Annotated in this window: 17 protein-coding genes; 10 read left to right on the forward strand and 7 right to left on the reverse strand. The window is 63.1% G+C overall.

Annotated elements, in window-relative coordinates:
- Positions 1-132: 132 nt before the first annotated feature.
- The 7 genes from QDT69_RS32555 (at position 133) to QDT69_RS32585 (ending at position 8,240) form a co-directional block, all read left to right on the forward strand.
- Positions 133-2,979, forward strand: a complete 2,847-nt coding sequence (locus QDT69_RS32555) for a bifunctional transaldolase/phosoglucose isomerase (protein ID WP_279710559.1) — start codon at positions 133-135, stop codon at positions 2,977-2,979.
- Positions 2,980-2,990: 11 nt separating this feature from the next.
- On the forward strand, positions 2,991-3,974 hold the full coding sequence (gene gnd, locus QDT69_RS32560; protein WP_279710560.1) for a phosphogluconate dehydrogenase (NAD(+)-dependent, decarboxylating): 984 nt from the start codon (positions 2,991-2,993) through the stop codon (positions 3,972-3,974).
- A 19-nt stretch (positions 3,975-3,993) separates the two neighbouring features.
- Entirely contained in the window at positions 3,994-5,487 is a 1,494-nt protein-coding gene (gene zwf, locus QDT69_RS32565) for a glucose-6-phosphate dehydrogenase (RefSeq protein ID WP_279710561.1), read from the forward strand.
- Between the two features lies 1 nt (position 5,488).
- Complete coding sequence (gene pgl / locus QDT69_RS32570) at positions 5,489-6,241, forward strand: 6-phosphogluconolactonase (protein WP_279710562.1); 753 nt, start codon at positions 5,489-5,491, stop codon at positions 6,239-6,241.
- An 18-nt stretch (positions 6,242-6,259) separates the two neighbouring features.
- Positions 6,260-6,784 (forward strand): gluconokinase, encoded by a 525-nt coding sequence (locus tag QDT69_RS32575; protein WP_279710563.1) that lies wholly within the window; start codon positions 6,260-6,262, stop codon positions 6,782-6,784.
- Entirely contained in the window at positions 6,781-7,596 is an 816-nt protein-coding gene (locus QDT69_RS32580) for a Cof-type HAD-IIB family hydrolase (protein ID WP_279710564.1), read from the forward strand. The genes QDT69_RS32575 and QDT69_RS32580 overlap by 4 nt, the downstream gene beginning before the upstream one ends.
- A gap of 314 nt (positions 7,597-7,910) precedes the next feature.
- A complete protein-coding gene (locus QDT69_RS32585) occupies positions 7,911-8,240 on the forward strand; it encodes a hypothetical protein (RefSeq protein WP_279710565.1) in 330 nt (109 codons plus the stop codon).
- Positions 8,241-8,556: 316 nt separating this feature from the next.
- On the opposite strand, the gene QDT69_RS32590 is transcribed toward QDT69_RS32585, so the two are convergent.
- The 5 genes from QDT69_RS32590 to QDT69_RS32610 all read right to left on the reverse strand — a co-directional run bounded on the left by QDT69_RS32590 (position 8,557) and on the right by QDT69_RS32610 (position 15,626).
- Positions 8,557-9,609, reverse strand: coding sequence for an adenylate/guanylate cyclase domain-containing protein (locus tag QDT69_RS32590; protein WP_279710566.1), 1,053 nt, complete (start codon positions 9,607-9,609; stop codon positions 8,557-8,559).
- The gene (locus QDT69_RS32595; protein WP_279710567.1) at positions 9,602-9,949 is read right to left on the reverse strand and encodes an Hpt domain-containing protein; all 348 of its coding nucleotides are present in this window, start codon (positions 9,947-9,949) and stop codon (positions 9,602-9,604) included. The genes QDT69_RS32590 and QDT69_RS32595 overlap by 8 nt, the downstream gene beginning before the upstream one ends.
- Positions 9,950-9,956: 7 nt before the next feature.
- Positions 9,957-13,343, reverse strand: a complete 3,387-nt coding sequence (locus QDT69_RS32600) for a response regulator (RefSeq protein WP_279710568.1) — start codon at positions 13,341-13,343, stop codon at positions 9,957-9,959.
- A gap of 88 nt (positions 13,344-13,431) precedes the next feature.
- Positions 13,432-14,526: a TRAP transporter substrate-binding protein gene (locus QDT69_RS32605; RefSeq protein WP_279710569.1), complete on the reverse strand. Its 1,095-nt coding sequence runs from the start codon at positions 14,524-14,526 to the stop codon at positions 13,432-13,434.
- Positions 14,527-15,206: 680 nt separating this feature from the next.
- Positions 15,207-15,626: a nuclear transport factor 2 family protein gene (locus tag QDT69_RS32610; RefSeq protein WP_347952178.1), complete on the reverse strand. Its 420-nt coding sequence runs from the start codon at positions 15,624-15,626 to the stop codon at positions 15,207-15,209.
- Between the two features lie 615 nt (positions 15,627-16,241).
- On the opposite strand from QDT69_RS32610, the gene QDT69_RS32615 reads away from it, so the two are divergent.
- From QDT69_RS32615 to QDT69_RS32625, 3 genes are all read left to right on the forward strand, one after another.
- Complete coding sequence (locus QDT69_RS32615; RefSeq protein ID WP_279710571.1) at positions 16,242-16,775, forward strand: hypothetical protein; 534 nt, start codon at positions 16,242-16,244, stop codon at positions 16,773-16,775.
- Positions 16,765-17,484 (forward strand): metallophosphoesterase, encoded by a 720-nt coding sequence (locus tag QDT69_RS32620; protein ID WP_074125090.1) that lies wholly within the window; start codon positions 16,765-16,767, stop codon positions 17,482-17,484. The genes QDT69_RS32615 and QDT69_RS32620 overlap by 11 nt, the downstream gene beginning before the upstream one ends.
- 160 nt (positions 17,485-17,644) lie before the next feature.
- Positions 17,645-18,307, forward strand: coding sequence for a DedA family protein (locus QDT69_RS32625; protein WP_279710572.1), 663 nt, complete (start codon positions 17,645-17,647; stop codon positions 18,305-18,307).
- Between the two features lie 335 nt (positions 18,308-18,642).
- Here the strand turns inward: QDT69_RS32625 and QDT69_RS32630 are convergent, their stop codons facing one another.
- Positions 18,643-20,451: a glycoside hydrolase family 15 protein gene (locus QDT69_RS32630; protein ID WP_279710573.1), complete on the reverse strand. Its 1,809-nt coding sequence runs from the start codon at positions 20,449-20,451 to the stop codon at positions 18,643-18,645.
- Positions 20,452-20,469: 18 nt separating this feature from the next.
- Positions 20,470-22,416 carry a 4-alpha-glucanotransferase gene (malQ, locus tag QDT69_RS32635; protein WP_279710574.1) on the reverse strand — a complete coding sequence of 649 codons (1,947 nt, stop codon included), beginning with the start codon at positions 22,414-22,416 and terminating at the stop codon, positions 20,470-20,472.
- Positions 22,417-22,429: the final 13 nt, after the last annotated feature.

Here is a 22,429-nt window from a genome sequence, read left to right on the forward strand (position 1 = left end):
GTGAATGGCGTTATCCCTTGGGAATGCTGATATTCCGCCCGGGCCCCCAGCCATGTTGACAATCCCCCTCCGCCCCCGAAAGCTGCCCGGGAACCCAAAAATCGACCCTCGATCGAACGAGAACAGGCACCCATGAACCCCGTCAAAGCACTCGAAAATCACCGCCAGGCCGTCTGGCTGGACTTCCTTGCCCGCGGCTTCGTCGCCAAGGGCGACCTGAAGCGGCTGATCGAGACCGACGGGGTCAAGGGCGTCACCTCCAACCCCTCGATCTTCGAGAAGGCGATCGGCTCTTCGGACGAGTATGACGGGGCGATCGGCCAGGCGCTCAAGAAGGGCGACCGCTCGGTCGCCGACCTGTTCGAGCATCTTGCCGTCGAGGACATCCAGCATGCCGCCGACGTGCTGCGCCCGGTCTACGACCAGAGCCATGGCGGTGACGGCTTCGTCAGCCTCGAAGTGTCGCCCTATCTCGCGATGGACACCAAGGGCACGATCGTGGAGGCCGAGCGGCTCTGGAAGGACGTCCACCGCAAGAACCTGATGGTCAAGGTGCCGGCAACGCCGGAGGGGTTGCCTGCGATCGAGCATCTGATCGGCGAAGGCATCAGCATCAACATCACGCTGCTGTTCTCGCAGGAGGTCTACCGCCAGGTCGCCGAGGCCTATCTCAAGGGCCTCGAGAAGTACGTCGCCAAGGGCGGCGATCCCTCCCATATCGCGAGTGTCGCGAGCTTCTTCGTCAGCCGCATCGACACCGCCGTCGACAAGCAGCTCGACGAGAAGATCGCGCGCGCCAACGACCCCTCCGAGAAGGAGCGGCTTGCCGCGCTGAAGGGCAAGGTCGCGATCGCGAATGCAAAACTTGCCTACCAAGACTACAAGCGCCTGTTCTCGGGCGCACGCTGGGACAAGCTCGCCGCCAAGGGCGCCAAGCCGCAGCGGCTGCTGTGGGCATCCACCGGCACCAAGAACAAGGACTACAGCGACGTGCTCTATGTCGAGGAGCTGATCGGCCCCGACACCGTCAACACCGTGCCGCCGGCGACGCTCGACGCCTTCCGCGACCACGGCAAGGTCCGCGACAGCCTCGAGGAGAATGTCGAGGACGCCCGCCGCGTGCTGGACGAGCTGGAGAAGTCCGGAATCTCGCTCGATGCGATCACCGAGGAGCTGGTCAAGGACGGCGTCAAGCTGTTCGCCGACGCCGCCGACAAGCTGTATGGCGCGGTCGCCTTCAAGCGCGCGACCTCGCTCGGCGGCGGCATCGACCACCAGAAGCTGGCGCTCGGCGCCACCATCGAGAAGGCGGTCGAGAAGAGCACCGAGGAATGGCGCGCCTCGGCCAAGATCCGCAGGCTCTGGCACAAGGACAAGTCGGTCTGGACCGGCGATGACGAGGACAAATGGCTGGGCTGGCTGACCAGCGCCGCCTCCGCCGATGTCGCCGACTACGAGGATTTCGCCAAGCGCGTGAAGGGACAGAGCTTCACCGACGCCGTCGTGCTCGGCATGGGCGGCTCGAGCCTCGGCCCGGAGGTGCTGGCGCAGACCTTCCCGCACAAATCCGGCTTCCCGCGGCTGCACGTGCTCGACTCCACCGATCCGGCGCAGGTGCGCGCGATGGAGGAGTATGTCGACATCGCCAAGACGCTGTTCATCGTCTCCTCCAAATCCGGCGGCACCACCGAGCCGAACGTCATGAAGGACTACTTCTTCGACCGGGTGGCCAAGGCGATCGGCAAGGACAAGGCGGGCCACCGCTTCATCGCGGTGACCGATCCGGGCTCCTCGCTGCAGAAGGTCGCGATCAAGCAGGGCTTTGCCCGGATCTTCTACGGGGATCCGGCGATCGGCGGCCGCTATTCCGTGCTGTCGCCGTTCGGCCTGGTGTCGGCAGCGGCCGCGGGCATCGACGTCCGCAGCCTGCTCGGCCATACGCTCGCGATGGTGCGCTCCTGCGGCGCCGACGTGCCGCCGCAGGAAAACCCGGGCGTCCAGCTCGGGCTTGCGATGGGCATCGCCGGGCTCGAAGGCCGCGACAAGGTGACGATCTTCGCCTCGCCCGAGGTCGCCGATTTCGGCGCCTGGGCCGAGCAGCTGATCGCGGAATCGACCGGCAAGGACGGCAAGGGCCTGATCCCGATCGAGGGCGAGACGATCGGCGATGCCGCCGTCTACGGCAACGACCGCTTCTTCATCGACCTGCGCACCGAAGGCGAGCACGATGCCGCGCATGAGGCGAAACTCACGGCGCTCGAGGCCGCCGGCCATCCCGTGGTCCGGATCGTGATGAAGTCGATCGACCATATCGGCCAGGAGTTCTTCCGCTTCGAGATCGCGACCGCGGTGGCCGGCTCGATCCTCGGCATCAACCCGTTCAACCAGCCCGACGTCGAGGCCGCCAAGATCAAGACCCGCGAGCTGACGGCGGCGTTCGAGAAGACCGGGTCGCTGCCGGCGGAAGAGCCGGTGGTGTCGGCGGATGGGGTCGATCTCTATACCGATGCGCAGAACGCCGAGGAGCTGCGCAGGGCCGGCGCCAATGGCGACCTCAATTCCTGGATCAAGGCCCACCTCTCGCGCTCCGGCCGCGGCGACTATATCGCCCTGCTCGCCTATATCGAGCGCGACGGCGACACCATCGACGCCATGCAGGCGATGCGGCTGAAGCTGCGCGACGCCAAACACCTCGCGACCTGCGCCGAGTTCGGCCCGCGCTTCCTGCATTCGACCGGGCAGGCCTACAAGGGCGGGCCCGACAGCGGCGTGTTCCTGCAGGTCACGACCGACGATGCCCAGGACTTGGCGGTGCCCGGCCAGAAGGCGAGCTTCGGCGTCATCAAGGCAGCGCAGGCGCGCGGCGATTTCGACGTGCTCACCGAGCGCGGCCGGCGGGCGTTGCGCGTGCATCTCAAGGGCGATCTCAGCTCCGGGCTTGCGGCGCTCGATGCCGCGATCTCGGCCGCACTGAACTGACGGAGGTCAGGATGCAACTCGGCATGATCGGCCTCGGGCGGATGGGCGGCAACATCGTCCGCCGCCTGATGAGCAACGGCCACACCACCGTGGTCTACGACAAGGACCCCAAGGCGGTCGCCGCGCTGGTCGCGGACAATGCCACCGGCGCCTCGTCGCTGGAGGATTTCGTCCTCAAGCTGGAGGCGCCGCGCACCGCCTGGGTGATGCTGCCGGCCGGCAAGATCACCGAAGCCACCATCGAGGCGCTCGCCAAGCTGATGCAGCCCGGCGACGTCATCATCGACGGCGGCAACACCTTCTGGCAGGACGACGTCCGCCGCGGCAAGGCGCTCAGGGAGCGCGGACTGCACTATGTCGATGTCGGCACCAGCGGTGGCATCTGGGGCATCGAGCGCGGCTACTGCATGATGATCGGCGGCGACAAGCCCGTGGTCGACCGGCTCGACCCGATCTTCAAGACGCTGGCGCCGGGCATCGGCGACATCCCGCGCACCCAGGGCCGCGACGGCCGCGACCCGCGCATCGAACAGGGCTACATCCATGCCGGTCCTGTTGGCGCCGGGCATTTCGTCAAGATGATCCACAACGGCATCGAATACGGCCTGATGCAGGCCTATGCCGAAGGCTTCGACATCCTGAAGAACGCCAATATCGAGGCGCTGCCGGCGGAGCATCGCTTCGATCTCGACATCGCCGACATCGCCGAAGTCTGGCGGCGCGGCAGCGTGATCCCATCCTGGCTGCTCGACCTCACCGCCTCGGCGCTGGCGCAGAACCATACGCTCGACGACTACTCCGGCTTTGTCGAAGATTCCGGCGAAGGCCGCTGGACCGTCAATGCCGCGGTCGACGAGGCGGTGCCGGCCGAGGTGCTGACGGCGGCGCTCTACACCCGCTTCCGCTCGCGCAAGGATCACACCTTCGCGGAGAAGATCCTTTCGGCGATGCGCGCAGGTTTCGGCGGCCACAAGGAGCCGCCGAAGAAGTCTTAAATCGAACGTGGAAGGTCACGTGCAGAAGAAACCCGATCCTTGCTCCTTCATCATCTTCGGCGCCACCGGTGATCTGACCCACCGCCTGGTCGTCCCGGCGCTCTACAATCTCGCCGCCGGCGACCTGCTGCCGGAGAAATTCTGCGTCGTCGGCATCGTCCGCCGGGGCATGTCGAGCGAGCAGCTGACCGACAGCCTGATGCAGGGGCTGCGCAAGTTCGCCACCCGCCCGGTGGACGAGGCGGTCGCCAAGCGGCTGTTCGAATGCGTCACCTCGGTCGAGGCCGATCCGCGCGATCCAGCGTCGTTCGATGCGATGAACGAACGGCTGGACAAGCTGGAAAAGGCGCGCGGCACCGGCGGCAACCGGCTGTTCTACCTTGCGACCCCGCCGAGCGCCTTCCTGCCGATCAGCGAGCAGCTCGGACGCACCGGCATGCTGGAGGAGAACGGCGCCTGGCGGCGGCTGATCATCGAGAAGCCGTTCGGCACCGATCTGGCGTCGGCTCGGGCGCTGAATTCGGCGCTGCTGAAGCTGATGGACGAGCACCAGATCTACCGGATCGACCATTACCTCGGCAAGGAAACCGTCCAGAACATCCTGGTGCTGCGCTTCGCCAACGGCATGTTCGAGCCGATCTGGAATCGCAACCACATCGACCACATCCAGATCACCGTGGACGAGAAGCTCGGCGTCGGCCATCGCGGCAGCTTCTATGACGCAACCGGCGCGCTGCGCGACATGGTGCCGAACCATCTGTTCCAGCTGCTGTCGCTGGTGACAATGGAGCCGCCGGCGCGCTTCGACGCCCATGCGGTGCGCTCGGAGAAGGCCGAGGTGCTGAGCGCGATCCAGATCCAGAGCGAGCAGGAAGCGCTGTCCAACTCGGTGCGCGGCCAGTATCGCACCGGCCGGATCGGCGACACCGAGATCGCGGACTATCTCAAGACGCCCGACGTCCGGCCCGACAGCTCGACCGAGACCTATGCCGCGCTGAAGCTGACCATCGACAATTGGCGCTGGGCCGGCGTCCCGTTCTACCTGCGCACCGGCAAGGCGCTGACCACCAAGCGCACCGAGATCGCGATCAAGTTCAAGCAGGCGCCGTTCGCCATGTTCCGCGACACCGCGGTCGATCGCCTGTCGCAGAATTACCTGGTCATCTCGACCGAGCCGACCGAAGGCATCGAGCTGCAGTTCAACACCAAGGTGCCGGGCCCGGCGATCAACATCGACGGCGTCGAGATGAAGTTCCGCTACAAGGACTACTTCAAGGCCGAGCCGTCGACCGGCTACGAGACGCTGATCTATGACTGCATGATCGGCGACAATCTGCTGTTCCAGCGCGCCGACAGCGTCGAGGCCGGATGGCAGGCGGTGCAGCCCTTCATCGACGCCTGGAAGAGCGCCGGCGGGCGCGGCCTGCAACCCTACAAAGCCGGCAGCGAAGGCCCGGAGGCGGCCAACGCGCTGCTGACGCGCGACGGCCGCAGTTGGCGTAAGCTGGGTTGAGATGACCACGACCAACCAGCGCAAGATCATCACAGTCGCCGATCCGGCGGCGCTGGCGAAGACGGCCGCCGAGCGGGTAATCGCTGTGATCGACGAGAACCCCGGCCGGATCGCGATCTGCCTCACCGGCGGCTCCAGTCCGAAGGCGCTCTACCAGCTGCTGGCGACGCCGGACTATCGCCGGAGGATCCCGTGGGACCGCATCGACTGGTTCATCGGCGATGAACGCCTGGTGCCGCGCAAGGACCCGCTGCACAATATGTGCATGGCGCGCCAGGCCTTCCTCGATCGCTGCGCGCCGGCCGCCAATGTGCACCCGATCGCAACCGACACTGCCGATCTCAGGGATCCCGACGTCAGCGCGGCGCTGTACGAGAACGAGCTGATTGCGTTCTACGGCGCCGAGCAGCTCGATCCGAAGCGGCCGCTGTTCGACCTGGTGCTGATGGGCATCGGCCCCGACGGCCACACCGCCTCGTTGTTTCCCGGCTACCCCGCGGTCGAGGAAACCCAGCGCTGGGTGGTCGGGGTGCCCAAGGCCAATGTCGAACCGTTCGTGCCGCGTGTGTCGCTGACCCTGCCCGCGCTCGCCTCCTGCCGCGAGATGCTGTTCGAGGTGTCAGGTGAAAGCAAGCGCGCGATCTTGACGCGCCTGTTCGCAGGCGAGAACCTGCCGGCAAACCGCGCGCGATCGCTGGGCGAAACCGTCTGGCTGATCGATCAGGCCGCGCTGCCGGAGGATTTTGGTGGATGACTTCCCTGGGTGACTTTCTTGGATGACGGGCAAAACCCCTGCGCGCTGGTCGTGATGGGCGTCTCCGGCTCGGGCAAGAGCACCATCGCCGACCGCCTCGCGATCCGGATCGGCTGGCGCTTCGAGGACGGCGACAGCTTCCATCCGCCGAGCAATGTCGCCAAGATGCATTCCGGCCAGCCGCTCACCGACGAGGATCGCTGGCCCTGGCTGCGCGCGATCGCCGCCGAGATCGACCGCACCTGCGGCATCCGCGAACGCGCCGTCATCGCCTGCTCCGCGCTGAAGCGCAGCTATCGCGATATCCTGGTGCACGGCCGCGACGATATCCGCATCGTCTTCCTCGACGGCACGCAGGAGCTGATCGCGACACGGCTGGCCGCGCGCAAGAACCATTTCATGCCGCCGGGACTCCTCGCCAGCCAGTTCAAGACGCTGGAGCCGCCGACGCCGGACGAACGCCCGATCACGGTTGCGATCGACCGTTCCGTCGACACCATCATCGAAGACATCGTCAATCAACTGAAGCTGGACCGCCCATGAGCAGTATCGCGACCCGCATCGCCCTCGTCGTGTCCGACGTCGACGGCACGCTGCTCACCAAGGACAAGACCCTGACCGACGGCGCCAAGGCTGCGGTGCGCAAGCTGCACGAAGCCGGCATCGGTTTCACCATCGTCTCCAGCCGGCCGACGATCGGGATGGGTTTCCTGGTCGCGCCGCTCGAAATCACGCTGCCGATCGGCGCCTTCAACGGCTCCTCGATCGTCGATCCGCAACTGAAGCCGATCGAGCAGCATTTGATTCCGGCAGCGGTGGCCAAGCGCTGCGTCGATCTGCTGCGCGATCGCGGCGTCGACATCTGGCTGTTCACCAACGACCGCTGGCTGACCCGCAATCCTGACGGCGAGTATACCGCCCACGAAGCGAACACGATCAAGCATGATCCGACCATCGTCGACGATTTCACACCCTATCTCGACCAGGCCTGCAAGATCGTCGGCGCGAGCTCGGATGCGGCTTTGCTGCAACGCTGCGAGGCCGAGATGCAACGGATGGTCGGCCATGACGCGACCGCGGTGCGCTCGCAGACCTACTATCTCGACGTCACCCCGCCCGGCCACGACAAAGGCACCTTCGTCGAGGGCATCGCCAAGCGTCTCGGCGTGTCGCTGGAGAATGTCGCCACGATCGGCGACATGCAGAACGATCTGCCGATGTTCGCAAGGAGCGGTGTCTCCTTCGCGATGGGCAATGCCAGCGACGACGTGAAGGCGCGCGCCACGCATGTCACCGAAACCAACGAGCACGACGGCTTCGCGCGCGCGATGGACACGGTGCTGCAGCTTCGCTGAAGGGTTCGGACAATCACCTGCTGCCCGCGATCGAACGCGGGTGGCAGCGTGATCGCCATTCCTGTCCGTCACATCCGATCCGAGTCACTCTGATCATGTGATCGCATCACACTGATCACGTGGCCATTTGTCGCGGCGATGTCTGCCGTCCGGTCACCCCCGGCTCCACCGATCCATCGGCAGTCAATTTCGAATGCCCTTCCTTCACGTTCGCGCGCGGCCGCCCGCATCCAGGAATTTTTCAAGAGGCAACCGATCACATCAGTTCGGCGAGTCCGACCTGGGACACGCCAATATTGACTGGAGTGCAATTCATGGCCGTCACCGCCAACCTCGCCGCTGGAGTCCTCACCATCCTCGGCGATGCCGCCGACGACACCATCACCACCGGCCGCGGCGCGGCCGGGGTCATCGCGGTCAACGGAGGAGCGGTTCCGATCACGGGCAGGCCTGCGACGACGGCCAACACGACCGCCGTCGACATCCTCGGCCAGGATGGCAACGACACCGTCACGCTCGATGCGAGCCAGGGCGCGCTGCCGCCGGTCACATCGAACGGCGGAGCGGGCAGCGATACCGCCGTGATCGAGGGCGAGGAGACAAGCGAGGTCTTCGTCATCGCAGCCAACGCTTCGCTCCGATAACGACCACTGTTGCGCAACCGCAGCAAATGACGCGATGGGCACATGAGCCGACATATGGTACTGCATCAAATTCGGCGAAGATTCCGTCCCCTCGTCGGTGCAAACGAGCAGCGTTTATGACAAGGTCACGGCCGACGGACATTGCGCGCGACGAACCCGGTCAATTCGTTGAGGCGAGTTCATCTGGAATTTTGATACCAATCTCGTGATAGTAGCGGACCGCTCCAGGATGGAACGGTAGGAACGCGTTTTTCACCGATTTTGCAGCAATGTGTCGGCTGCTCCGAAAGAGACGCGTCCAGTTCGTCTCGAAATTTCAGGATTGCCCGTGTAGCTGGCCAGCCATCACCGAGAAAATTTCGACGGCGGCGGCCTTGCCCTTGAACGGCACCTCGCCCAACGACTGCGTCGGCACACTGCCGCCCAGGGCACGCTGTGTAGCGTCATCAATAAGGATGCTGCACCCGGCCACTTTGGTGTGCGCCTCCAGCCTTGCCGCTAGGTTTACTGTGTCGCCAATGCAGGTGTATGTGCCACGTTGCTGGGTTCCGATGTAACCGGCCACGACGTTGCCCGTTGCGATGCCGATCCCGATACGAATCGCTGGCTTGTTCACCGCGCTTCGCTCATGGTTGAATTGCTCGATCAGTCCGAGCATTTCTTGCCCCGCAGCCACAGCACTGCCGGCACAATCGTCGAGCGGGAGCGGCGCGCCGAACAGAGCCATCAGGCCGTCGCCCATAATTTGGTTGACCGCGCCGCCATAACTGCCAATGGCGTCGAACATCAGCATATGATAAGTGTTGAGCAGATCGATCGTTTCCTCCGGCCCCTGGCTTTCGACCAAGGCTGTGAACCCGCGGATGTCGGAGAACAAGACTGATGCGCAAAGCCATTTTCCGCCCAAGGCGAAGTCCGACTGCAGCAGGTCGTCCGCCACTTCGGAGGTGACGAAGCGCCGCACTAGTGCCTTCTGCTGATCGCGCAAGCGTTTCTTTTCGAGACTGGCGCCGATGCGAGCTTTTAGCAATACTTGGTTCACCGGCTTGCGCAGATAGTCCTCCGCTCCGAGATTGATGCAGCGGACGACATTGTCCAGCCCCTCGATCGACGAGGTCACGATGACTGGCACTTCACGCAACTGTGGGTCGGCCTTGATCTGCTCGAGCACTGCGAAACCATCCAGTTCGGGCATTTCGATGTCGAGCAGCAGTAGATCGAACGCTTCGCTTCGTAACTTCTCCAGGGCAAGGCGACCGTTCTCGGCCGGCGCGCTTCGATGCCCCAGCAGTTCGACGCTGCGCGACAGCAGTAAGCGATTGACCTTGTTGTCGTCGGCAATCAGCACACGAGAAGTGTCTTCAGCCATTGCGTAGAGCCTTCAATTCGGCAACGGCACGGGCGTATTCCGCTTCCAGCGCCGCCAAGCCGCCCACGTCGCGGACTGGATCAGCATCCAGTCCTTTGAGCTCGAACTCGCGCGCCAGCGCCGTCAATTTCACTGCGCCGAAGGTTCTCCCATTTGATTTGAGCGAGTGCGCTGCGCGGCGGAAGCGTTCGGCATTGCCCTCAACGCGGGCAGCGCGCAGCTCCGCAAGCATGCCAGGCCCTTCTTCGATAAACGTGTCAACAAGTTCGGCCACAAATTCAGCTCCGGTTGTGTCCCGCAGCTCGGCGTAAACAGCCCGGTCAATGACTGATTCGTCCATGTTATCCTCATTGCCGACGTGTCGGTACGGACATCAAAGCCGCGACCAGCTCATCCACCCGGATCGGTTTGCTCACGTAATCGTCCATGCCCGCGGCCAAGCACAGTTCGCGGTCGCCCTGCATGGCGTTGGCGGTCATCGCTATGATGCGCGGGCGCTGGCCCGCGGGCCACCTCGTCGTGATTTGACGCGAGGCCTCAAAGCCATCCATCCCCGGCATCTGCACGTCCATCAACACCACATCGTAGGTCTGTCGAGCGACGCACTCGATCGCCTCAAGTCCATTGCTGGCGAGGTCGGCGCGGTAGCCCATCTGTTGCAGCAGGCGAAGCGCGAGCTTTTGATTTACCGCGTTGTCCTCGGCCAGAAGGATGCGAAGCGCGTGGCGGGAGGCAAGCTGGGGATCGATGCGGGGCCGGGCTGGCGCGGCAACGTGTCTGCGCGCGCCCTCGTGCGCCAGCAGCGTCACCAACGTGTCGAAGAACTGGCTCTGCCGCAGCGGCTTTGCCAATCTGGCGGCAAAAAGACTATCGCCAGCCTCCTTGCCGCTGCCGGCTGAGCTGAATAGCACGAGCGGCAGGCTGTGGCCGGCTTCCCGAATGCGTGCAGCCAGCGTGGCGCCGTCCATACCGGGCATGTGCATGTCGAGGATGGCTAGATCGAAGGAGTCGCGCATGAGAACTTCTAGCGCTTGCTCGGGCGCTTCGGTGTCGTGAACCGCCATCCCCCATTTGGCCGCCTGCAGTGCCAGGATTCTACGGTTGGTGGCGTTGTCATCAACCACGAGGATGCGCTTGCCTTGCAGCGCCGGCTGCGCGCCGACGAAGTCGCGCCTCGTGCCTTTCGGCAGATCGGTCCGTTGGAAACTGATTGTGAAATGGAAGGTGCTTCCATGCCCCGGGCCAGCGCCTTCCACCCACATTGTGCCTCCCATGAGTTCCGCGAGCCTCTTACTGATCGCCAATCCCAGCCCGGTGCCGCCATACTTGCGTGTGGTGCTGGAGTCGGCCTGGGAGAAGGACTGGAAAAGACGAGCCTGGGCCTTTGCGTCTAACCCGATACCGGTGTCGCGCACAGCGAACTCCAGCTGCTCGCCCTTCGTTGTGACGGTCAGGACCACTTCGCCCTGCTCGGTGAACTTGACCGCGTTGCTTAATAGATTCAGGAGGATCTGCCGCAGGCGAGTGACATCGCCCTGGATAGCCGGCGGCACTTCACCCTCGAACAAATAGGCGATGTCCAGGCGCTTCTCGGCCGCGCGGCTACTGACGAGGTCCAGCGCCGACTCTACACAGTCACGCAGATCGAACGGCTGTGCCTCGATGTCCATGCGCCCCGCCTCGATTTTCGAAAAATCGAGAATGTCGTTGATGATCGTGAGCAGTGTTTCGCTGGAATCGCGGATAGTGCTGGCATGGTCGCGCTGCTCCTCATTGAGCTCGGTATCCAGCAAAAGGCTGCTCATACCGATGACGGCATTCATCGGCGTGCGGATTTCGTGGCTCATGTTTGCAAGGAACTGCGACTTATGCTGGCTTGCTTCAGCAAGCTCGCGTCCTTTCTCCTCGATCTCCTGAAACATTCGCGCATTCTGAATCGCGAGGACCGATTGCTCGGCGAAGGTCTGCAACAGGTTGACTGTGCCCGACGGAAATTTACCCGGCTCCTTGCGACGGACTACGAGTGCTCCGACGATCCGGTCAGCACCCAACAGCGGGACTGCTAACAGTGCACGGAACCCCGCGCGTATGATGACATCGAGGACGAGCGACGGAGACTCGTGCGTGATGTCGGCAACTTGCACCGGGCAGCGCTGTATCGCCGCCTGACTTATCATCGTTTCTCCCATCTGGACGTTGCGTTCCTTAATTGTCGCGACCAGCTCCTCATCCATGCCGTAGCTGGCGCGTAGTTTAAATTCCTGCCGGGCGTCGTCGAACGCATAGATCGTGCCGGCATCAGTGCCTGATAGTTGGACCGCCTTCGAGATGATCGTGGACAGCACCGTCTGCAAATCGATTGTTGAATTCACGGCCTGGCTGACCTCGCCGAGCGCGCGCAGCTCCTCAATCGAGCGAGCCAGCTCGATAGTGCGCTCCTCGACTTGCTTTTCGAGCCGCTCGGCCGTTTGCTCTCTCTCTAATAACAATTCGTTCCGTTCGACAGTGTTTTTGCGCAAGATCTCGACAACTGCGCCCATTTCCGCGATTTCGTCGCTGCCCCCGGTCGGTACTTTGGCCGCAAGATTGCCCTCAGCGATCGCGAGCATGCTGCGGCTGAGCGATGTCAGCCGCGAGACGATGTTGCGCCCTACGTACAACCAAACAATCACGATGGAGCTGAGTAAACTGAGCGCAACGGCTGCGATCAGGACAGTCGAGGTGAAGTGTTGAGCCGCCAGCGCTTCGTCATTGGCCTGCGCGATATCGCGATTGGCAATTGAGACAAGGCGATCCGCCGCCTGGGTGAGTTCTCGCGACAGCGCAGCGTTCTCCGTCAAGTTACGGGTCGCTTGCGCGACTATGCCAAGTTCCTGCGACCGTAGCTCAGGAATGCTGTTAGTGCCCTCAACAAGTGCACGGAATTCCTCGAGCTTGACCATCAAGAGCGGTTGCAATCTCGAATCGAGGCTGGCCGTTATCTCCCTCGCCTCACGCAGGGATCGCTGAATTCGAAACACGTGCACACGCAGGCTGTCTAAATCGTCTGTTGCCGAAATCTGCTGCAGCCTCTCACTCGTCGACGTAATGAGAAACTGCACGCGCTGCAGCGCGTGATAAGATGTCGTTGATCCGACCAACCCTACTCCGGCCGCTATTCGTTCATCGATCCCCAGCTTGGCGTCGTCGAACGCTCGGCGCGATTGTGCGATCTGCCCCTCAACGATCTGGAGCCAGGGTGTCAACAGGTTTTGGCTTTCATTGTCAGCAGTGAGCGCGTCGCTCAAATGACCTCGCTTTAGTTCGCTTACGACCAAGCGATCCGCGACCAGCTTATTCAGCGATTCAAGATTGATCCGGAGACGACCGACGACCGATCGCATTGGGCCGAGGACTACGCCGTCGGCGCCACGGTGCTCGAAGCCCTCCAACAGTCCGGCGAGTTCCTGCATCTCGGCGCCTATCCTCTGCGAAACGTCGGTGTGCTCGGCGGGCGTCGCAGCAGAGAGCAGGGCCGGCGCGACCGAAACAATCCGTTCAGCCCGCCGCGATACTTCCACCGAGGCCAGTGCCGCAGGCACGCGCTTTGCCGTGATGCGGTCGAGAGCATGGCCGATATCGCGGAAGGAAAAAATGGCAACGGCCGCGCCGACAATAGACAGGCCGCTGATCCCGAGGAAGGCAAGCAACAGTCGGTTTGCCACGCCGAGCCGCGACGGCACCCATGCCCGCATGTTCGGACCGGGGAACGCTGTTGACCGGATTGACCTCCCCAAACTCATGTCCGCGCCTCAGCCTCAGATGGCGAAACGCCGGCGATTGTCAGCCGCCAAAGGGATACGGCAGCGCGCGTGCATTGAGAAAGGCGCGTTCCGAAATGTCGCCCCAGCGAACCGCCGCCGTGCGGAACTTTATGAAGCTGTCGTAGACCCGCCGCGCCAGGTCGTCCTTGCGGCTTGCCTCGGATAGAACTTCGCCCGAAATCTTGCCTAGTTCTTGCAGGATCGTGTCGTCGACCTTGCGGATCTGGATCGCAGGATCGCTTAGGAGCTGCTCAAGCGCTGTGGCGTTGCCGGCTGTTGCCTCCGCAAGGGAACGTGTGTTCTCGGCCGCAGCGGCACCCTCGATAATGCTTTTCTCGGTGCTGTCGAGGCTGTCCCAAAGCTTCTTGTTCATGGAAAGGGAGAGCGCCGCCCCCGGCTCATGAAAGCCTGGATAGTAGTAGTACTTGGCCGCTTTGTGCAGACCTAACGCCATGTCGACCCAGGGCCCAACGAATTCGCTCGCGTCGATCGCGCCCGATCGAAGAGACGGAATGATCTCACCGCCTGGCAGCGTAACCACCACAGCGCCGAGCCGCCGCAGTACATCGCCGCCGATGCCAGGCATACGATAGCGTAAACCCTTAAACGCCTCGACGCTTGTCAGCTCCTTGGTGAACCATCCGCCCATCTGTGGACCAGTGTTGCCGCACAGGAACGCCTTGAGGCCAAAACCCGCGCTCAACTCGTCCCAGAGTGCCTGGCCGCCACCATAATAGATCCATGCGTTGATTTCATCGGCGGTGAATCCGAACGGGACGTTGCAGAAATAAGCGAAGGTGGCGGACTTGCCCGCCCACGTGATTTCTGAACCGTGGTAGAGGTCGGCGAGGCCAGAGGAGACGGCATCGAAGGATTCCATGGCACCGACCAACTGGCCGGCGGGGAACACCTTGACTGTCAGCCGCCCGCCCGACATCGCAGTGATCGACCGCGCGACACGCTCGGCGCCTGATTGGAGACCCGGCAAGCCCTTCGGCCAGATGGTGACCATTTTGAGCTCGCGCACACCCTGGGCGATTGCTGGCATCGGAAAAGCAGAAGCGGAAGCCGCAACCCCTACGCCAGCGCCTGCAACGAATTGGCGACGATCCATGGTTTCCTCCCCGGCTTGTCGGCAGGCCCATTTCCATTTGTCTCTGCCAAAGGTCGCCCCGGCCGGCTCGTTGATCGAAGCTCTATGGGGTTGTTAGCACGCCAAGGGCCTTCCCTTGGTCTGAAATCTACTTCACGCCGCAACCGCGATTGGCTCCTGCAGGTGTTTGATAGTGCTAATGAATCCTGAAGGACTGAGGCGCCTTGTCCTGCAGGGGAATATCCGAAAAATCGGGGCGTTTAAAAAATCGGGGCGTTTAGACTGACCCAATGGATCCGCGCAAGATTTTGCCGGTTTGCGCCCGCCGATTTTCCAGTCGGCACATGATAATATTCAAGATAGTCATCAACCTCAAGACCGTTACGGCGCCTAGGGGGAGCCTCACATCTCGATCTTGCTGCGCGCGCCGACGAGGTAATCGAGTGACACCTTATTCGACTTTCGCTTCGGGTCACTAGCGTCGCGCTCCGCAATCGCGAATTACCCGTCGACTTCCGCTATGCTCCCGCTTGCGACCGAAGTCGTGCGGCGGCGCAACATGTCATGATCGGCCAATAGCGGTTATTCGGGAACGCGCGCTATTCGATAGGGCTTGGCCCAATCTCTCGATATCTTCGCGCCGACAGATTGGCGTTTTGCTCTGGATATTGGAAATGCCCGCTTGGCAGCGGATCGCTGCGTCAGGCAGCCAACGCACCACCTTTGCCGACCAGCGGATCGCAGGTCGTATGAGCGATCTTTCCCGCCGAGTTGAAACGGAAGCGCATCCGAAAGGGCTGCCCACCGCAAGCGCGGTACTCGAGACAAACGCCGCTCGTTTCCGGCACGACTGCCTTGATCTCGAAGGCGCCGGGGCCCTGATCGAGCAGCTTCAGCGTCCAGTACGCGCGCACCGCACACCGTCCTTCGAACCGGCCGCCTTCGCCGCAGTCCACCGTGGCATCGTCATCGTACAGTTCGAGCAGGTCTGGCAGGCGCCCCTGTCTGCAAGCGTCCAGCCAATCGACTACGATCGCTACAGCATCGAAAACCTCTGATGTGTTCGACATCACCGACCTCGTTCTGCCATCGCCCCATCCGTAGGCTAAGGATGGCAGCATGAACTGAGCCTGAACCGCACCGGGGCGGCCGGAACCAGTAGCGCGGCCTTCTCGCGTCGCTCAAGATCAGCCTCCAGCATGCCGGCGAACCGGTTAAGTGGCTTCATTCGCTCGCGCCAACGAAGCCAAAAAATCAGGCTGAGTATCACGGAGGCATCCCATAAGCCGCAGAGAATGTTTCCATTCCGGTCAGGATTCAGGTCGACGTGGCGAGAGTGTGAGTGCCAAGGGGCGGTGGACGGGAACTCTGGGCGCCTCGCCCGGAAGGAACTTCCATTCTTGGCATCAATTATTCTTGGCATCAATTGATGAGTAGTCGGCCAAAAGACTGGAAAAGAGATCGTGCGCGTCCGAGGTCCCTACATTCCAAGACGGTCTTCGGAGCCTTCGGAGGATAGCAAGGAGTACAGGCGAGTTCGTCAAGCGCAGGCGGAGCGGTTCTACAGGGAAATTCTCGCGGAACTGCTTGACGCCAAGCTTCCGTTCCTGGTTGGGGGCGGGTACGCCGTTAATGCCCACACTGGCGCAAGAATCCCGACGAAGGACCTGGACATCTTCACGACCAGGGCTGAATTGCAACGTCTACTCGCTCACCTGAATCGCGGTGGTCGCCGAGTGTCAATCGTCGACGATAAGTGGCTCGGAAAGATCTACTACGGCGAGTATTTCGTGGATGTCATCTTCGGATCGAGCAATGGCATGGTTCCGGTCCAGGAAGGATGGTTTCACCACGCTCGCGAAGCTCAAGTACTGGGGCTTGGCGTACTGGTTATCGATCCCACCGAGCTCATCTGGTCGAAGGCTTTTATCCAAAAGCGATTTCGCCATGATGGCTCGGATATCGCGAACATTATATTGAAGCAGAGCAGCCGAATCGATTGGCAACGCCTCGTGGCCTATTTCGATGCTCATTGGGAAGTGCTGCTCTCTCATCTGCTGATCTTTCGATGGATCTACCCGAGTGAGCGGGATGCCATTCCGTCATGGTTGCTCGACGAGCTTCTCGAACGACTGAATCGGCAGCGCGAACTTCCGCCAACAGCAGCCAGGATATGCCGCGGTCGAATGCTGTCGCGCTCCGATTACCAGAACGCCGTCGAAGTGTGGGGATTTTCGGAAGCCAAAGGCAAATACGACAATGACCAGTGACACATCATTCACATTCGCGAGCATGGGCGACCTTCATGTGAAGGATGGCCAGCCGGGCTCGCTTCGCGAAGTATTCCGCCAAATCTCAAAGAGCGCCGCGGCACTGGTTCTTTGCGGCGATCTTACCGATACCGGAACTCCGAGTCAGGCGCGCGTTCTGGCGGAGGAACTGCGTGCGTGCACCGTCCCGGTGATCGGCGTTCTCGGAAACCACGACTACGAGTCGGGGCATGTCGACGAGGTGAAGCAGATTCTTTGCGATGCGGGCCTACGCCTGCTGGACGGGCAGGCGACCGAAGTAAATGGTGTGGCATTTGTGGGAGTAAAGGGCTTCGCGGGCGGGTTCGGACCGCGCATGCTCAGTTCATTCGGAGAACTCGCGATCAAGACGTTCGTTGCTGAAGCAGTGAACGAAGCGATGCGACTCGAAAATGTCATGCGCACCGTGAACAGTCAGCGTGCCGTTGTCGTCCTGCATTACGCGCCGATCGTCGAAACGGTCGAAGGCGAACCGCTGGAGATCTATCCGTTTCTCGGATGCTCGCGCCTTGCCGAGACCATTGACCGCTTCAGAGTGAGCGCGGTGGTGCATGGCCATGCACACCGCGGCAAGTATGAGGGGCGCACCCCGGCCGGAGCGCGCGTGTACAATGTCGCCGTGCACGTGCAGAAGCCTGATCGCTTGCCTTATGCCCTGATTACGGTCTAGCGGTCGGCTTTGCGGAGGTCTTGCACCCAACCATGGGCCAGTGGCGGGTCTGCGTGTTCAACCCGATGGCTCGCGGGCATGTTGCCACAGACCTCGATCGCAGCCTAGCCTCGGCGTCGTACTCGTATCCTACCGGGTTATCGAAGGAGTGCCTCTGGATTTGCTGCCCCTACTGAAACATGCGACTGACGAACTCATCGCGTCCTATGGATACATCGCGATCTTCACGATCATCCTACTCGAGAGTGCCGGCGTCCCCTTGCCAGGCGAAACCACGCTCGTCGCAGCGTCCATTTACGCTGGCTCGCATCATGGTCTGGATATTCGGTGGATTATCGCGACTGCGGCCGGCGCCGCGATCCTGGGCGACAATATCGGCTATTGGGTGGGCCGCACGATCGGGCGCAAGGCGCTGCTCAAATGGGGCAACTGGATCGGCCTGGACCAGCGCAAGCTCGATCTGGGCGAGTATCTCTTCCTGCGCCATGGCGGCAAGATCGTCTTTCTCGGACGCTTCATAGCAGTGCTCCGCGTGTTTGCCGCGGTGCTCGCCGGCGCCAATCGTTTCCCGCTATGGCGATTCTTGCTCTTCAACGCACTGGGCGCGATCACCTGGGCAGCAGTCTTCGGCGTCGGTGGGTATCTGTTGGGCCACAGCTTCCGTCGCGTAGCGGGCCCGCTCGGCTGGCTGACGCTCGCAGCGGCAGGGATCACTATCTTCTACCTGTGGAGCTACTACAAACACCATGAGCAACAACTGCTCCTGGAGGCAGAACGCAAGTTGTCCGCATTGCGGCGGCGGTACCGTCGTCCCAGGACCTAGCGTCTTGGCCGCGCTCAGACGTTCCCTCCGGTGACCGCCGATCTGCGGCACCGGGGGATCGAGGCGGAGGCCACGCCGCGGCATGCGCGGGGACGCGCGCTATTCGATTGGCCTGCCCAATCTCTCGATATCTTGGCGCCGGCAGATTGGCGTTTTGCTCTGGATATTGGAAATGCCCGCTTGCGGAGTCGAGACGAGCGACGCAGGGCGCTTGCACGATTTCGGAATATTGGAAATGTACCCCTGATTTGCCCGACGTGTCAAGTTGCGGGTCGGACGCCGGCAGCCGACGGCTCCTTTGCATGGGGTTGTTTTCGATATTTTAGCCCCGCGCTTCAGGTCGAGCGCTGCACCGCGGGCTTCTCGGCGTCGGCTCTTGCTGCGCTGAGATTGTGCGCGGTGTTGATCAGCGCGATATGGGTCAGCGCCTGCGGGAAGTTGCCGGTCTGCCGGCCGGCGCCGGGGTCGAACTCCTCCGCCAGCAGGCCGAGATCGTTGGCGACCGCCACCACGCGGTCGAACATGGTCTGCGCCTTGTCGAGATCTCCCGCCAGCACATGGGCGTCGGCGAGCCACAGGCTGCAGGCCAGGAACGCGCCCTCGATCGGCTGGACCTCACCGGACGCCTCGCGCGGATCGTGCCGCAGCACGAAGCCGTCGCGCATCATGTGCCGATCGACCGCCGCGATGGTGCCGCGGATGCGCGGATCGTCCGGCGGCAGGAAGCCGACCGATGGCAGCAGCAGCAGGCTGGCATCGAGCAGCTTCGAACCATAGCTCTCGACGAAGCTGTTGAGGGTGGGGTCGAACCCGCGTTGGCAGACGTCGCGATGGATGGCCTCGCGCAGCACCCGCCACTTGACCAGCGGTCCCTTGAAGCCGAACCGCTCCGCGCTCTTGATGGCGCGGTCGAAGGCGACCCAGCACATCACCTTGGAGAACACATAATGCCGGGGCACGCCGCGGCGCTCCCAGATGCCGTGATCCGGCTGATCCCAGACCTCGGCGAGATGATTGACGACGGTGCATTCCAGCGACCAGTTCTCCTCGTCGAGCTTCAGTTTGGCCATGCGCGACTGGTGGAAGGCGTCGATCAGCTCGCCATAGACGTCGAGTTGCAGCTGCGCATGTGCGGCGTTGCCGACACGGACCGGCTGCGCCCCCTCATAGCCGGACAGCCATCCGGCCTCCCATTCCAGGAGGCGCCGCTGACCCAGAATGCCGTACATGATCTGCATGTTGACCGGCGCGCCGGCCGCGGCCCGCAGCAGCCAATTGTGCCAGGCCGCCGCTTCCTCGGTGTAGCCCGAATTCATCAGCGCCAGCAGCGTGAAGGTGGCATCGCGCAGCCAGCAGAACCGGTAGTCCCAGTTGCGCGCGCCGCCGAGCTTTTCCGGCAATGAGGTGGTCGGTGCCGCGACGATGCCGCCGGTCGGCCTGAAGGTCAGCGCCTTCAGCGTGATCAGCGCGCGCATCACGAGGTCGCGTTGAACGCTGCCGTCATAGGTCGAACGGCGGCACCAGTCCGTCCAATAGTCTTCGGTATCCCTGAGCGCCGCCTCGGGATCGATCGGCTCCGGCACCGGCTGAAAGGACGCACCATATGTCAGCACGAACGGCACGGTGTCGCCCTCGCCGACCTCGAAATCGGCGAGCGTGGTCAGATCCTGGCCACGGGTCTCGACCGGCGTGCGCAGCACGGTCATGTCCTGCCCGCTGATCGCAAGCAGCCCCTCGCCGTCCGGGTTCTTCTTCACCCAGGGCACATCGACCCCGAAGCCGAAGCGGATCACCAGCTCCATGTGCATCTTGACGCGGCCGCTGACGCCGCGAACGAGACGGACCACGTCGGACGCCTTGCCGCGCGGCGGCATGAAGTCGATCAGATCAACCACGCCATCTGCGGTCTCGAACCGGGTCTCCAGGATCAGCGTATCGTCCCGATAGCGGCGCGTGGTCCGCTTGATCTCCCCAGTGGGCGTCAGCAGCCAGCGGCCGTTCCGCGATGTGCCGAGCAGCGCGGCGAAGCAGGCATCGGAATCGAACGCCGGCCAGCACAGCCAGTCGATCGAGCCGTCGCGGCCGACCAGCGCCGCGGTCTCGCAATCGCCGATCAGACCATAGTCTTCGATCCGAGAAGCCACGCGCCGTGCTCCGCATTGTCAGGCATGCGACCGCTCACGGGTTGCGCGCCTGAGCGCGTCGATGTCGATTGCCGATGCGAGATGCTCGATCGAGACCGGCAGCCGCCGTTTCCAGTTCGGATGCTCGTAGACGGTGCCGGGGATGTTCGGCTGCTCGACGATGCCGAGCAGGTCCTCCATCGACACCGCCATCATCCGCGATCGGGTTCGGGCCAGGAAGCTCGCCACCGAATAGAAATCATTGTGGTGGATGTCGTGCCGGCGCAGCACGTCGTCGAGATGGCCGAGCGCGTCCCAGCGCCCCTGGTCGGTCTCGCCGGGATCGATCCCGAGCGCGCGCTTGGTCTTGAGATCGCTGAACGAGCGCCAGCCGGCATAGGTCGAGAGGTCGTGGGTGTTGAAGGTGACCAGAGCATTGGGCAGATAATAGTCGGCGTTGCGGAACACGCGCTGGTCATCGGTCTCGAACATCATCACGAGATAGGACCAGATGCCCCAGCCGTTCATCTGCTCGCGGAATCCCGGAGGCACGGTGCCGAGATCCTCGCCGATCACGACGCAGCGGCTCGCCGCGCTCTCCTGCGCGGTCGCCGCCAAAAGTGCCTCAAACGGCATCAGCACATAGGCGCCGTTGGCCGGGCCGAAGCCGCGCGGCACGAGATAAAGCCGCTTCAGCCCGAAGGCGTGATCGAGCCGGATCGCACCGGCATGATGCATCGAGGCGCGCAGCATCTGCCGGAACGGTTCGAACGAGCGCTGCTCGAGGCCCGCGGCATTGAAGCCCGCGAGCCCCCAATCCTGGCCCGCGGTGTTGAGCGGGTCCGGCGGCGCGCCGACGCCGAGATGGCGCGAGATCGCGACCTGCTCGTTCCAGGCGTCGAAGCCATCCGACTGCACGCCGACCGCGACATCGAGATAGAGTCCGACGCGCATGCCGAGCTTGTGCGCGAGAGCCTGGCAGGCGCCGAGCTGACGGTCCGCGGTCCATTGCACGAATTCGACGAACTCGACCTCGGCGGCGGTGTCGCGTGCCCGGTGCAGTTTGGCGCAGGCCGTATCGTCGGGCTGACGCCATTCATCCGGCCATTCCCACCACGGCGTGTTGAACTTGTGCCGCATCACCTCGAAGCAGGCGAAGCGCGACAACAACGTACCCTGCTCCTTGCGATAGGCCTCGAAATCCTGCCAGCGGCCGAGGCCGGGATTGGCCTTGAAGGCCGCGAAGGCCGCGCGCAGCGCCGGCCATTTCAGCGCCGCAACGCCGACATAGTCGACCATGTCGTTGCTGCGCAGATGCGCCAGCGCGGCCCGCGTCGCCGCATCGATCCTGAATTCGGGAATCTTCTCGACGTCGATATAGAGCGCGTTGAGGAACAGCCGGCTGTTCGGCGAGTACGGGCTGCAATCGCCCGGCCGATCGTCGAACAGCGCATGCAGCGGATTGAGCCCGACGCCGTCGGCGCCGAGCCGATGGGCGAATTCGAGCAGACCCTCCAGATCGGTGAAGTCGCCGACGCCCCAGTTGCGCGCGGACCGCACGCCATAGAGCTGGACCGCGATCACCCAGCAGCGGTCGAACGCGCCGCCGAACGCACCGTCCGGCGCCACCAACAGGGGCAGTTCCTCGCTGCCGGATGCATCCGACAGCTGCAACCGGTGCACGCCTTCGGGCAGGCCGGCCGGCCACGTCACGCTCCGCGCATGCGCCTCGCCTTGCGCGAGCACCGCGCTGCCGTTGGTGAGCTTCCATTGCACCGGAAGCTGGGCCGCTTCCGAGAGCTGCGTTTGCCCGCCATGGCCGCCTCTGACGACGACGGGATCGATGACGATCCGCCGCGGCGTGTGGGGCGGCAGCGCGGCGAGGATCGCCGTCAGCGCCTCGGGGGTTGTCACACGGCGGTGACCGCTACCATCGATATACTCGGTCTGGATTCCCAGGGTGTGGGCTTTGGCGTAAAGGTCCATTCGGCACGCTGAC

Source organism: Bradyrhizobium sp. CER78, assembly GCF_029846235.1.
Classification (GTDB): Bacteria; Pseudomonadota; Alphaproteobacteria; order Rhizobiales; family Xanthobacteraceae; genus Bradyrhizobium.

Excerpts from the sequence above, each read along its gene's own strand:
- QDT69_RS32555 (WP_279710559.1), top strand. The coding sequence starts at position 133 with ATGAACCCCGTCAAAGCACTCGAAAATCACCGCCAGGCCGTCTGGCTG.
- gnd (WP_279710560.1), top strand. The coding sequence starts at position 2,991 with ATGCAACTCGGCATGATCGGCCTCGGGCGGATGGGCGGCAACATCGTC.
- pgl (WP_279710562.1), top strand. The coding sequence starts at position 5,489 with ATGACCACGACCAACCAGCGCAAGATCATCACAGTCGCCGATCCGGCG.
- QDT69_RS32580 (WP_279710564.1), top strand. The coding sequence starts at position 6,781 with ATGAGCAGTATCGCGACCCGCATCGCCCTCGTCGTGTCCGACGTCGAC.
- QDT69_RS32585 (WP_279710565.1), top strand. The coding sequence starts at position 7,911 with ATGGCCGTCACCGCCAACCTCGCCGCTGGAGTCCTCACCATCCTCGGC.
- QDT69_RS32590 (WP_279710566.1), bottom strand. The coding sequence starts at position 9,609 with ATGGCTGAAGACACTTCTCGTGTGCTGATTGCCGACGACAACAAGGTC.
- QDT69_RS32595 (WP_279710567.1), bottom strand. The coding sequence starts at position 9,949 with ATGGACGAATCAGTCATTGACCGGGCTGTTTACGCCGAGCTGCGGGAC.
- QDT69_RS32600 (WP_279710568.1), bottom strand. The coding sequence starts at position 13,343 with ATGCGGGCATGGGTGCCGTCGCGGCTCGGCGTGGCAAACCGACTGTTG.
- QDT69_RS32605 (WP_279710569.1), bottom strand. The coding sequence starts at position 14,526 with ATGGATCGTCGCCAATTCGTTGCAGGCGCTGGCGTAGGGGTTGCGGCT.
- QDT69_RS32610 (WP_347952178.1), bottom strand. The coding sequence starts at position 15,626 with ATGCTGCCATCCTTAGCCTACGGATGGGGCGATGGCAGAACGAGGTCG.
- QDT69_RS32620 (WP_074125090.1), top strand. The coding sequence starts at position 16,765 with ATGACCAGTGACACATCATTCACATTCGCGAGCATGGGCGACCTTCAT.
- malQ (WP_279710574.1), bottom strand. The coding sequence starts at position 22,416 with ATGGACCTTTACGCCAAAGCCCACACCCTGGGAATCCAGACCGAGTAT.